At 56.9% G+C, this 11,761-nt stretch carries 11 protein-coding genes; 5 read left to right on the top strand and 6 right to left on the bottom strand.

Annotated features, from left to right (window positions below; genetic code table 11):
- Positions 1-32 precede the first annotated feature (32 nt).
- Together ACR0MV_RS06195 and ACR0MV_RS06190 are read left to right on the top strand one after the other, a co-directional pair.
- Positions 33-440: a fluoride efflux transporter FluC gene (locus ACR0MV_RS06195; RefSeq protein ID WP_367647719.1), complete on the top strand. Its 408-nt coding sequence runs from the start codon at positions 33-35 to the stop codon at positions 438-440.
- Positions 437-799: a fluoride efflux transporter FluC gene (locus ACR0MV_RS06190; protein WP_170429151.1), complete on the top strand. Its 363-nt coding sequence runs from the start codon at positions 437-439 to the stop codon at positions 797-799. Before ACR0MV_RS06195 ends, ACR0MV_RS06190 begins: the two co-directional genes overlap by 4 nt.
- On the opposite strand, the gene ACR0MV_RS06185 is transcribed toward ACR0MV_RS06190, so the two are convergent.
- From ACR0MV_RS06185 to ACR0MV_RS06160, 6 genes are read right to left on the bottom strand one after another with little or no spacing between them, the layout of a single operon-like run.
- A complete protein-coding gene (locus tag ACR0MV_RS06185) occupies positions 796-2,319 on the bottom strand; it encodes a DHA2 family efflux MFS transporter permease subunit (protein WP_480701386.1) in 1,524 nt (507 codons plus the stop codon). The two genes, ACR0MV_RS06190 and ACR0MV_RS06185, sit on opposite strands and share 4 nt — an antisense overlap.
- Positions 2,316-3,299 carry an HlyD family secretion protein gene (locus ACR0MV_RS06180; RefSeq protein WP_480701384.1) on the bottom strand — a complete coding sequence of 328 codons (984 nt, stop codon included), beginning with the start codon at positions 3,297-3,299 and terminating at the stop codon, positions 2,316-2,318. Before ACR0MV_RS06180 ends, ACR0MV_RS06185 begins: the two co-directional genes overlap by 4 nt.
- A 33-nt stretch (positions 3,300-3,332) precedes the next feature.
- Complete coding sequence (locus ACR0MV_RS06175; RefSeq protein WP_254445863.1) at positions 3,333-3,659, bottom strand: cytochrome o ubiquinol oxidase subunit IV; 327 nt, start codon at positions 3,657-3,659, stop codon at positions 3,333-3,335.
- A complete protein-coding gene (locus ACR0MV_RS06170) occupies positions 3,652-4,284 on the bottom strand; it encodes a cytochrome c oxidase subunit 3 (protein ID WP_480701382.1) in 633 nt (210 codons plus the stop codon). Before ACR0MV_RS06170 ends, ACR0MV_RS06175 begins: the two co-directional genes overlap by 8 nt.
- Entirely contained in the window at positions 4,281-6,371 is a 2,091-nt protein-coding gene (locus ACR0MV_RS06165; RefSeq protein ID WP_480701381.1) for a cbb3-type cytochrome c oxidase subunit I, read from the bottom strand. Before ACR0MV_RS06165 ends, ACR0MV_RS06170 begins: the two co-directional genes overlap by 4 nt.
- A complete protein-coding gene (locus ACR0MV_RS06160; RefSeq protein ID WP_480701380.1) occupies positions 6,368-7,330 on the bottom strand; it encodes a cytochrome ubiquinol oxidase subunit II in 963 nt (320 codons plus the stop codon). The genes ACR0MV_RS06165 and ACR0MV_RS06160 overlap by 4 nt, the downstream gene beginning before the upstream one ends.
- Positions 7,331-7,505: 175 nt before the next feature.
- On the opposite strand from ACR0MV_RS06160, the gene ACR0MV_RS06155 reads away from it, so the two are divergent.
- The 3 genes from ACR0MV_RS06155 (at position 7,506) to oppB (ending at position 11,760) form a co-directional block, all read left to right on the top strand.
- Positions 7,506-8,741 carry a lytic murein transglycosylase gene (locus ACR0MV_RS06155; protein WP_480701378.1) on the top strand — a complete coding sequence of 412 codons (1,236 nt, stop codon included), beginning with the start codon at positions 7,506-7,508 and terminating at the stop codon, positions 8,739-8,741.
- Between the two features lie 400 nt (positions 8,742-9,141).
- Positions 9,142-10,770 carry a peptide ABC transporter substrate-binding protein gene (locus ACR0MV_RS06150; RefSeq protein ID WP_480701376.1) on the top strand — a complete coding sequence of 543 codons (1,629 nt, stop codon included), beginning with the start codon at positions 9,142-9,144 and terminating at the stop codon, positions 10,768-10,770.
- Between the two features lie 66 nt (positions 10,771-10,836).
- Positions 10,837-11,760 carry an oligopeptide ABC transporter permease OppB gene (oppB, locus tag ACR0MV_RS06145; protein WP_170429129.1) on the top strand — a complete coding sequence of 308 codons (924 nt, stop codon included), beginning with the start codon at positions 10,837-10,839 and terminating at the stop codon, positions 11,758-11,760.
- The last annotated feature ends 1 nt before the right edge of the window (position 11,761 follow it).

Here is an 11,761-nt window from a genome sequence, read left to right as displayed (position 1 = left end):
GAACAGATGGCATCAGGGCAGGACAACAGTTTGTGACACAGAAACGAACGAATGTTCGCACCACGGCTTTGATGTTTGTGGCCGTTTTTATCGGTGGGGCAGCCGGTTCGCTGCTGCGCGAAATGTTCTCAGTGACAATCCCCGGCGCGGTGTTTCTGACACAGACATTTGGCATTAACGTCGTCGCGTGTTTCATCCTTGGCTGGCTTTATTCGGTACGCCACCGCATTCATGCCCATGTGCTGCATCTTGGTGCAGTCGGGTTTTGCGGAGGCCTGTCTACTTTTTCCTCTTTTGTCGCCGATCTGGAACGATTAGCCCTGTCCAACATCTGGGTCGCCGCTTCAGCCGCCGCATTGGAGATTGCGGTTGGACTGGCCACCGCCATTCTGGGTGAGGCTATCGGACGCCGCGTTCACCTGCGGGGTGCCTCGGAATGAGCGAGCTTTATCTGCACGCCATGTTCGGCCTGGGCGGCGGGCTAGGAGCGGTCCTACGCCACTGGATCGCGCTGCGGGTTGTTCATGACCTACCCTTTTCCACACTGATCGTTAATGTTCTGGGCAGTTTGCTGTTGGGTCTGTGGATTGGGTATTTGGGGGGGGCCGTCGAGATGGGCGAAGAGGAAAAGCGCCTCGTCTTCGGCTTTTGCGGCGGCTTCACGACCTTTTCCAGTTTTGCCTATCAGTCGCTGGAACTGAGACGCGAACGAACCATCGCGTTGGCCGCTGGCAACATCGTCCTCAGTCTCGGGTTGTGCTGGACGGCTCTGGCTTTGGGGCTGTTACTGCTGAGTTAATGCGCAGGTACAGACGCTTGAGTTCCCGGCTTGGGAGCCTTGCAGAAGAACAGCAACGGGATGGTGGCCAACGCCAAAAGCCCAAGGTTGTTGAAAACGGTCAGGTATGAGATCAGCTCGGCCTGCTCTGCGATCTGCTGTCCCAGAATGGCCGCCCCCTGCGCGCTGTCCGGCGTCAGATTCAGGGGCGCAAGATAGGCCTGTGCCGCAGGGTTATAGGGCGTCACATTCTGGCTAAGAACGGCTGTATTTGTTTGCAGCCCGCGCACGACCCAGGTTCCAACAAGCGAGATGCCGACCGACGATCCCAGTTGCCGGGTTACGTTGAACAGGCCCGAGGCCTCGTCCTGACGGGATTTTGAGATGCTCTCGAAGGCCAATATAGACATCGGCACAAACACAAGGCCCATGCCCAGCCCGCTGACTGCGCCGGGCCACGCCAGCTCCCAAAACCCGGCATCCATGTTGAGCGATCCCATCATGAAATTGCTGACAGCGGTCAGAAACATTCCCAGCCCGGCCAGCACGCGCGGATCGAACCGTGTAACCAGAACAGCGCCGGTCAACACCATCGATATACCGGCCGCGATGCCGCGTGGGATGAAAAGATGCCCGGATGTAATCACAGGATAATCCAGTAGGTTCTGGACGAAAGTCGGCAGGATCGCGATGCCGCCGAACAATGAGATGGCAAAACCGGCAATCACCAGATTGCACAGCGCGAAATTCCGGTCCGCGAAGAAACGCAAATCAACCACAGGCTTTTCTGTGGTCAGGACATGCGCGATGAACCCCAACGCTCCCAGAACCGAGGCGATGACCGCCACCTGAATGACGCGGGATGACAACCAATCCTTGGTTTCGCCCTGATCCAGCACAAATTGCAGACAGCCGATCCCGATCGCCAAAAGGGCAAGGCCTGCCCAGTCGATGCGCACCTCTTCGGTTTCGTCTTCGGGCAATTCTCCGGCCAGCAAAAGCAGGGCCATTGCGGCTACCGGAAGGTTGACGAAGAACACCATCCGCCACGAGAAGTACTCGGTCAGGATTGCACCGACCGTCGGACCCAAAACCGGGGCAACGACAACACCCAGGCCGAATACAGCCATAGCCTGACCGCGTTTTTCGCGCGGGAAAGCGTCGAACAGAATGGATTGAGACAGCGGTATGAGAAACGCACCAAACATGCCTTGAGCAAGGCGAAAGGCGACAATGGTCTCAAGGCTCCACGATAGGCCACACATAACCGACATGGTGGCAAATCCAGTAACGGCAGTCAGGATCAGACGGCGGCGTCCGACCCGGCGGGCAACAAACCCGGTCAGCGGCATAACCACAACGGCCGAGACGATATAGCTGGTCAAAATCCAGGTGGCCTGATCGGTCGTTGCGCCAAACGCGGCCTGAATATGCGGCAGCGCCACGTTGACGATGGTGCTGTCGAGCACTTCGAGTATGGCGCTCAGGACCACGGCGATCACGATCACCGGATTGACGCGGCTTGCCGCCCTAGAGGTCATTTATCAGCCTGAGAAACGGTGGTGTCGACGGTCACCTTGCTGCTGCCCCCGACGCGCAGCGGCGCGTCCGTTGGATCGAGTTCAACCCGAACCGGGAAGCGGCGCGTAACCTTGACCCAGTTCCCACTGGCATTCTCGGAAGGCAAAAGCGAGAAGGTGTCCCCCGATCCTCGCCCAATGGATGCGACCTTGCCGGTCAGGGTTATACCGGGCAGCATATCGACCTTTACAGTGACGGGCTGACCGGGGCGGATACGCGGCAAGGACGTTTCTTTGAAATTGGCGTCGACCCACCAGTCAGAGGACTCGACAATCGAAAACTGTGGCGCATTGGCAGAGACCGAAGATCCGGGTCTGAGGGTCAGATTGGCAATCCACCCGTCCGCTGACGCAAAAACTTTGGTCCAGTTCAGATTGGCCTGCGCAATCTCTACCTGCGCTTGTGAGGACAGAATATCATCCTGTTTGGCCGCCAACCCGCTTTGCAAGGCAAGCAAGCTGGACTGGCTGGTGGTCAGTTGGGCTGCCGCCTGAGCGAAATCAGAGCTGGTCTGATCCAGCGAGGCCTGTGCCAGATCACCCGTCGCAAACAGTGCCTTGGCACGTTCCAGATTGCTTTGCGCCGTGTTGTAAGCCGATTGCGCACTTTCGACAGAGGCCTGCGCAGCTGCAATCTGAGTGGAGTAAGACTCTGCCTGCTGCACCGCGCTGTCCAGATTGGCCTTGGCCTGATCGACCGACGCCTTGAACTGCGTGTCATCGATTGTGAACAGCAGGTCCCCATGTTTTACGGGTTGGTTTTCCTCTACCAGAACGTCAGCCACCTGTCCTGTAACCTGCGGAGCAACGTAGATGATGTTGGCCCCAACATAGGCGTCGTCGGTCGAGGGGTATCGCTCTTGATGACGCCAATATAGCAACAGGCCAGCGGCGATTGCGCCTATGATGCAAATGGCACCGACGAGCTTTATCGATTTCATGAACCTGCCCCCTTCGTTTGGTTTCGTCGGCTGTTACATCGGGATGGTATGCATCCGAACGGCCAGATTGCCCATGATCCAGACCGTGCCGAGGATGATGATCAGCAGCACAAGCGTTGAGAACAGGATAAGGTCCAAATCCTCACGGCTGCTGCGCCGCCGGTCGATGTGAAGAAAATAGACCAATTGAACGATCAACTGCGCCAATCCAAGCAGCGCTATGGTCAGATAAACGCCCTTCGTCTCGATCCCGTATCGGTAAGCGATCCCGAACACAGCGAAAGTCAGTAACAGCGACCCGCCATATCCGATTACATAGCGGCGACGCTCGCGGCGGTGCATTTCGCTGCGTTTATCCATAGGTAAGCCCTCCGAAATAAACGATCGTGATGATGCCGATCCAGATCAGATCAAGAAAATGCCAGAACAGCGCCAGCCGCACCACGCGCGACATTAGCAGATCGGTGAGACCAAAAATCCGCAGCTGAATCCCCAACACGACCAGCCAAAGACACCCGGCGGCAACATGCAGCCCGTGCAGGGGCACCAACCCGTAAAACGCCGACAGGAAGCCACTGCGTTGCGGGATACCCCCCTTTTCGGCCATCGTCATAAAGTCGCGAATTTCCAGAACCAGAAAGCACAGACCAAGAACCAGCGTGACCGAGAACCAAAACACGATCCGCCATCGCGGCAGGTTGTACTTGAGCGCAAGCATCGCCAGACCCACCGTGAGACTGCTGGTCAAAAGGATCATGGTTTGCGCAAAAATGCTTTTCAGGTCGAACAGCTCATGTGGCCCCGGACCACCGGCCTGGGCGTCGATCATGGTGATGTAGATGGCAAACATCAGGCCGAAATAGACAAGATCGCTCATCAAAAAGACCCAGAAACCGAAGGTGACGACCTCGCTAGCTTTGTCAGCGCTTGCGTGACGCCGTCCAAGGTTCAGGCCGGGATAGCTGTGTCTGGGCGCGCGCTTCATGTCACGGCCTCCAGATCAGGGGCGGCGAGGCCGCGATTTTCCGGGGCCGTTTCGTGGTCACGATCAACAGGTGTGGCGCTGTGCACCAAATCCAACCATGCCTCGTGCTCTCTTCGGACCTCATCCGCCGGAACAACGCGTTCGGTTTCGGTCTTGAATGTCCACGCGATAAAGGCGCCGAGCATCAGAACGGTTGCCAGCACGGCCAGCCACCAAATCCACCAGACCAGCGCAAACATCCATACACCGCTAAGAACACAGAGGATGAACCCGATCCCAGTGTTGAGAGGCACCGAGATATCCTCGTAAGCATCCGGTGACGGGTATGCGTTGCCACGCTCTTTCGCGGCGGCAAAGTTGTCTCGGTCTGTGACCTGCGGGATGATGGCAAAGTTGTAAGGCGGTGGCGGGGCCGGGATTGACCATTCCAGCGTGCGCGCGTCCCATGGATCTCCGACCGGTACGCGCATTTTGTCTCGTTCTCGGATGCTGACCCAAAGCTGAACGACCACCGACAGCAGGGCCCCAAGAATGACCAGCGCGCCGATTACAGCGATGATCATGTATGGGTGAAAGCTGGGGTCCTCCCAACTGAACGACCGGCGTGGCATGCCCATCAGACCGACGAAATAAAGCGGCAGGAATGTCAGCATAAAACCCACCGTCCACAGCGCGACCGAGACGCGGCCCCAGAACTCATTCAGACGGAATCCAAAGGCTTTGGGGAACCAATAGTTGTATCCGGCGAGCAACCCGAACAGTACACCCGGCAGCAGAACGTTGTGGAAATGGGCAACCAAGAACAGCGTGTTGTGGACCTGATAATCCACAGTCGGGTTCGCGAGTATCACACCAGACAGCCCGCCGATTACGAACAGCATCAGGAACGCCAGACCATAGAGCATCGGAACCGAAAACCGGATACGCCCACGGAACAAGGTCGCCATCCAGTCATAAACTTTCACACCGGTCGGGATCGCGATCAGCATAGTGGCGATGCCAAACACCGCGTTGATCAACGCGCTTTGGCCCATGGTGAAGAAATGGTGCAGCCAAACGGTGAACGACAGAACCGCAATCGACATCGTGGCAATGACCAGCGAGTTGTAGCCATACAGACGCTTTGCCGAAAATGTCGCGAACACCTCGGAATAGATGCCGTATGCGGGCAGAACCAGAAGGTAGACCTCAGGGTGGCCGAACAGCCAAAACAGGTTGGCGTAGTTCATCATGTTGCCACCAAGGTCGTTGGTGAAAAAGTGAAAATCCAGATACCTGTCCGCAGCCAGCATCAACGCGGCGACACCCAGCGGCGGCATCGCAAAGACAATCAGGATCGAGCTGCAGATGATCGTCCAGCAATACATCGGCAACCGCATGAACTTCATCCCGGGTGCGCGCAGCTTGTAGATCGTGACCGCAAAGTTTATGCCGGTCAGAGTTGTCCCAATACCGGATACAACTATGGCCCAGATCCAGTAGTCGGGTCCTACCCCCGGATTGAATGCGGCACCGGTATAGGGGGGATAGGCCGTCCAGCCACCGGTCGAGAACTCTCCGACCACCAATGAGACCATCAGCATCATCCCAGCCGAAACAGTCAGGCCCAGACTGATCTGGTTCATCACGGGAAAGGCGACATCGCGCGCGCCGATCATGAGCGGGATCAGAAAATTCGCAAGGCCGAACACAAAAGGGACGGCCACGAAAAAGATCATAATCGTGCCATGGGTGCTGAATAGTTCTGCGAAATGCTCGGCCTCAAGGAAACCCTCACCCGGCCCGGCCGCTTGCTGGGCGCGCATGACCACGCCCTCCAGCACTCCGCGCGCCAGCATGACGATTGCAAAGACGATGTACATAATACCGATCTTTTTGTGATCGGCACTGGTCAACCAATCGCGCCACAAAGGCCCCCACAGGCGAAACCAGGTCAGCGCCCCGACCACAATAATGACACCGACAATCACAATGGCCGCTGCCGCGTTAGCAACAATCTCATTGGTATTGGGGTTCTGGATAAGTCCGGCCAGTGGGAACGCGTCCCAGCTCAGACGTCCGAAAAAGGCGGAGTCGGCGGTGGTCATTTGGGCGCCTCCTGCCCGAATTCTACGGTCCCAGGTTGTTGATCGGTCGATAGCGCCTCGCCACCGTGATAACGATGCACGATGGAATTGAACAATCCCTTGTTATCAAGCGTGAAATACAACGCGTTATCAGGCATTTGCGGTGTACCTAAGGCGACCTGAACCTCATCCCTATCTGACCGCATCGCCAAAACCCGATAGGTTTCGTCATCCAACGCAATACCGTTGCTGCGTACCTTTTCCACCCACGCGGTGAATTCATCGGCCGGCATGGCGAGGGTCTGGAACTTCTGCTTGGTGAACCCGCGCCCGTTATACTGAGTGTTTTCCCCCTGCATCGTAGCCGGCGCATCCGATACGAGATGCAGCTTGGTCGTCATACCGGGCATAGCGTAAATCTGGCCGGCCAGTGCCGGGATCATGAAAGATTGCATCACTGTGTCCGTCGTCAGCGTCATTGCGACCTGTTGTTTGACCGGGATGCCAAGCTCTCCCACGCTGGCAATGCCCAGGTCGGGATAGATGAACAGCCATTTCCAATCCAAACCCACGACCTGCACATTGAGCGCAGGTGTTTCGCCAAAAGCAGCCGAGTAGGGATCAAGACGGTGTGTCGCTTTCCAAAGGTAAAAAGACAAAAGCGCCACAATCACGACGGGTACACCCCACATGACAAATTCCAGGCGACCTGAGAAATCCCATTTGGGCTTGTACACGGCGTGACCATCCTTGCGCCGCCGGTAACGAAGAGCGATCAACGGGACGAGCACAAGAACCGGGACGACTGCGATCAGGATAAGCGCTGTCGCTCGCAATAGGTGTACCTTTTGAACAGCCGCGATCGGGCCCTGCGGGTCCATGAAGCTGTCGCTCGCGCTTGCAGTCGCTGCCGTTGCAACAACCAAAGCGGCTGAGACAAGCGCCGACAGCGTGCCATGTGACAAGCGGGATAGTGCCACGCGTGATTGCCCTCCTGAGCGATCCTTTTGGCCAACTATCGACAGAGGCGTAAAATTTCTCAAGGATTTTTCCGGATCAACAGGGACTTGACCGTTTTGAATGATCATTTGCGCGTTGAGGCACAGACTAATCTCTGAGTTGACTCAACCGCCCAGTCCCGCCAGCCTTTGCCCAATGCGTTGGATTGTATTTGCCCTCGGCCTTTTGTGCCTGACAACAAGCGCGACCGCACAAGACAGGGACGCGGTCGAGAAACAATTCCAGTTATGGTTGAACGAAACGGTCTGGCCGATGGCCAAGGCAAAGGGGGTTTCGCGTCGCACGATGCGGCAGGCTTTTGATGGGGTTACGCTTAATTGGAAACTGCCGGATCTAGTGCCGCCCGGCCAACAAGCGAACACCCCGAAACAGCAAAAACAGGCTGAGTTCGGGTCGCCGGCGCGCTATTTCAATGCGGGGACGGTGCAGGGTGCAACATCGGTCGGACGACAAATGGCTCGACGATACGCATCAACGTTGTCCCGCGTCGAGGCTGAAACCGGCGTCCCCGCGCGCATCATTCTGGCCATCTGGGGCCGGGAAAGCGGCTATGGTCAGGTGCCCATCCGGCACGACATGTTTCAGGTACTGGGTACCAAAGGGTTCATGAGTACCCGCGCGGAATACTTCACGCAGGAACTGATCGCCGCGCTGCAAATCGCCGAAGCCAGAGCCGCACCGCCGGGTGCGATGAAAAGCAGTTGGGCGGGTGCTTTGGGTCAACCACAATTCATGCCCTCAAACTATCTGGCCTATGCCGCGGACGGGAACGGTGACGGAAAAGCCGACATCTGGACCTCGGGCGAGGATACGATTGCCTCGATCGGGAACTACTTGGCGCAGCATGGCTGGGTAAGCGGTCGCGACTGGGGGTTCGAAGTTTTTGTACCGGAAACAGTGTCTTGCGCGCTGGAGGGCCCCGATCAAGGGAAACCCATTCGGGACTGGGCGGCAATGGGTATCAAACGGGTATCGGGCAAGCCGTATCCTGAGCATGAACAAAAGGGTGAGGGCTATCTGATGATGCCAGCCGGGCGACACGGCCCGGCTTTTCTCGTGACTCCGAATTTCTATGTCCTGAAGGAATACAATAAGAGCGACCTTTACGCCCTATTCGTTGGTCATGTCGGAGATCGCATTCAATACGGTGTCCCAGATTTTCGCGGGCGCTGGGGAAAGATTGACAGCATGTACCGCTCTGACATCGCAACCATGCAGCGTAGGCTGGAACAAGAGGGGCATGATGTCGGCGGGGCGGATGGGCTACCCGGCTTCAAGACGCGGCGGTCGATTGGTCGATGGCAGCAGACAAGTGGGCGCGCGGCGACATGCTTTCCGAGCAAGAGCCTTCAACAGGCATTGACCCGGTAGCGATTCGCCCTAGCGAAATGCTTGGCGGAGAATCATTACGCCGCGGAAACCGGAAAACTGAAAACTGCAGCCTTCACGAAAATGTCACGAAGCCTGCGTGTTTCAGCATAAAATTTCCGAGACATCCCCGGTTTCATTCACAATCCACCTCTGGTTGCCCAATATTAAGGCAAAGGGTTTAACCTTTTTTGAAATGGTGTCACCTTCTGCCACAGTGAAAGGCGACTTTCGCAAACACGTTCCCGACTACAAACCGAAAGACTGCGACGCGGTGGCCATTGCGATCTGAAAAGCAAATTTCGAACCGGTCCTGGTCGGCTTCTGGGTCGGACAAACATGGTGGCCTGCCGCCATCCCAAAGGGGTGCGTGCGCGTTGCCAAAAAATGGGAGTAAACAAACATGAACAAGTACATTCGGACATCTCTGGCGGGGCTACTGACCTCGACCATGATCGCCGGCGCTGCTTTTGCGGCAGGAACCCATCCGGAAACTGGCGAAGCATTGGCTGATGATCAGACCTTCACCTATCGTATCCTTGACGAGCACAGCTCGGTCGACCCGCAGGTTGTTGAAGATGTTTCCGGCGCCGAGATCGTCCGTGACCTGTTCGAAGGCCTGATGAACCAGGACGAAGACGGCAACCTCGTTCCCGGCGTTGCCACAGGTTACACGACCAACGACACTAAAGACGTTTACACCTTTACCCTGCGCGACGAAGCGAAGTGGTCAAACGGTGATCCGGTGACTGCAGGCGACTTTGTTTATGCCTGGAAACGCGCCGTCGATCCCGCCTTGTCCTCGCCGTACGCGTGGTTCATGGAACTGATGTCGATCGAGAACGCATCCGAAATCATCGCTGGCGAAAAGCCGGTTGACGAACTGGGTGTCAAAGCCATCGACGACCACACGCTGGAAGTCACCCTGAGCGCGCCGCTGCCGTATTTCGCGCAGATGACCACGCACTCGACCACTTTCCCGGCCCCTCAGAAAGTCATCGAAGAGTTTGGCGACGCATGGACCAAGCCTGAGAACATCGTCTCGAACGGCGCATACGTCCTGACCGAGCACCTTCCGCAAGAACGTTCGGTCCGTGAGCGGAACGAAAACTACTGGGACAACGACAACACAATCATCGACAAAGTTGTGGCCTTGGTCATCAACGATGAGAACGTCGCCCTGACCCGTTACCTGGCAGGCGAGCTGGACCGCACCGAAGTACCCGCTGGTCAGTTCCCACGTCTGCAGAAAGAGCATCCGGAAGAGGCAATCAGCTTCCCCCGCCTGTGTAACTACTACTACACGTTCAACCTGTCCGAAGGCGGCCCGGAAGCCTTCAAGGATCCCAACGTCCGTCAGGCCCTTTCGCTTGCCGTAGACCGTAAGATCATCACTGAGAACATTATGGCAGGTGGTCAGCCTCAGGCTTACACCTTTGCACCCGCAGCAACTGCTGGTTTTGATGTTCCGGACGTAGAAATGGCCTCGATGTCTCAGGCCGAGCGTGACGAGTTGGCAAAAGAACTGCTGGCAGAAGCTGGCTACGGCCCCGACAACCCATTGAGCTTTGAGATGGTTTACAACACCTCGGAAGCCCACAAGAAAGTTGCCGTCGCGCTGAGCCAGATGTGGAAGCAAAAGCTGGGTGTCAACGCCGAGCTGGCCAACATGGAATGGAAAATCTTCCTGGAAGAGCGCGGCAACCAGAACTTTGATCTGGCCCGTGGCGCATGGTGTGGCGACTACAACGAAGCCTCGACCTTCCTTGACCTGCTTCAGTCAGACTCTGGCTATAACGACGGCAAGTACAACAACGCCCGCGTTGATGAACTGCTGGCCGAAGCCAAAACGGCGGATGACGCCGCACCTCTGTACACCGAGGTCGAGCGTATCATCGCGCAAGAGACCCCCGTTATCCCGATCTATCACTACGCTGGCGTCTACATGATGGACAGCGACGTCGGTAACTGGCCGGTCAATAACGTAGAGCAGAACTGGTACTCCAAGAACCTCTACAAAGTCGCCGAATAATCATCCTTAGACCACGCTATGCCCCGGAGGCTTCTCTGGGGCATAGCCAATAATTGGGGGCATGAAATGCTTGCCTATGTCATCCGGCGGTTGTTGGCCGCCGTTCCGACGATCCTGTTGCTGATCGTCGCAAGTTTCTTTTTGATGCACTTCGCGCCAGGCGGACCCTTCACCTCGGAACGGCCACTGCCGCCCGCGGTTCTGGCCAATATCGAGGCGCGGTACGGGCTGGACCAACCGCTGTGGAAACAGCTGTGGGATTACCTTTACAACATCGTCGTGCATTTCGATTTCGGTCCGTCCTTCAAATTCAAGGACCGGGACGTGAACGATATCATCGCGCAAGGTTTCCCGATCTCGCTGACCTACGGTTCGCTCTCCTTCCTGGTGGCGACATCCGTTGGAGTCGCACTGGGGATTGCCGCCGCGATCAAACACAATAGCTGGATCGACTATTTCGCTGTCGGCCTGGGTATTGCGGCACAGGCGCTGCCGAACTTCATCATGGGCCCAATCCTGATCCTGACCTTCACTTTGTGGCTTGGCTGGCTGCCGGGCGGTGGCTGGAACGGCGGTCAATGGCAGTACCTGATCATGCCGGTGATCGCGTTGGCGACGTCCTACATGGGCTCGATCGCACGGATCACACGCTCATCAATGCTGGAAGTTCTGAACTCGAACTTCATCCGTACGGCTCGGGCCAAGGGCCTGCCGACCAGAACCGTGATCTGGCGCCACGCACTTAAACCGACTTTGCTGCCCGTCGTGTCCTATCTGGGGCCGGTCTTCGTTTACGTTCTAACCGGTTCTGTTTTTGTGGACATCTACTTCTCGACTGGTGGACTGGGCCAGGCCTATGTGGGGTCTGCTTTGTCGCGCGACTATGCCGTGCTGTTGGGGGTCACGATCCTCTATGGCGTTCTGACTGTCCTCGTGAACCTGCTGACCGATCTGGCTTATGCCTGGTTCGATCCGAAAATCCGCTACTGAG

The organism is Ruegeria sp. BC3 (assembly GCF_056539265.1).
This window is presented reverse-complemented; position numbering and strand designations above follow the sequence as displayed.

Bases quoted from the DNA above. Each gene is read 5' to 3' on its own strand.
- ACR0MV_RS06190 (WP_170429151.1), top strand. From the start codon at position 437: ATGAGCGAGCTTTATCTGCACGCCATGTTCGGCCTGGGCGGCGGGCTA.
- ACR0MV_RS06180 (WP_480701384.1), bottom strand. From the start codon at position 3,299: ATGAAATCGATAAAGCTCGTCGGTGCCATTTGCATCATAGGCGCAATC.
- ACR0MV_RS06175 (WP_254445863.1), bottom strand. From the start codon at position 3,659: ATGGATAAACGCAGCGAAATGCACCGCCGCGAGCGTCGCCGCTATGTA.
- ACR0MV_RS06170 (WP_480701382.1), bottom strand. From the start codon at position 4,284: ATGAAGCGCGCGCCCAGACACAGCTATCCCGGCCTGAACCTTGGACGG.
- ACR0MV_RS06165 (WP_480701381.1), bottom strand. From the start codon at position 6,371: ATGACCACCGCCGACTCCGCCTTTTTCGGACGTCTGAGCTGGGACGCG.
- ACR0MV_RS06185 (WP_480701386.1), bottom strand. From the start codon at position 2,319: ATGACCTCTAGGGCGGCAAGCCGCGTCAATCCGGTGATCGTGATCGCC.
- ACR0MV_RS06155 (WP_480701378.1), top strand. From the start codon at position 7,506: ATGCGTTGGATTGTATTTGCCCTCGGCCTTTTGTGCCTGACAACAAGC.
- oppB (WP_170429129.1), top strand. From the start codon at position 10,837: ATGCTTGCCTATGTCATCCGGCGGTTGTTGGCCGCCGTTCCGACGATC.
- ACR0MV_RS06150 (WP_480701376.1), top strand. From the start codon at position 9,142: ATGAACAAGTACATTCGGACATCTCTGGCGGGGCTACTGACCTCGACC.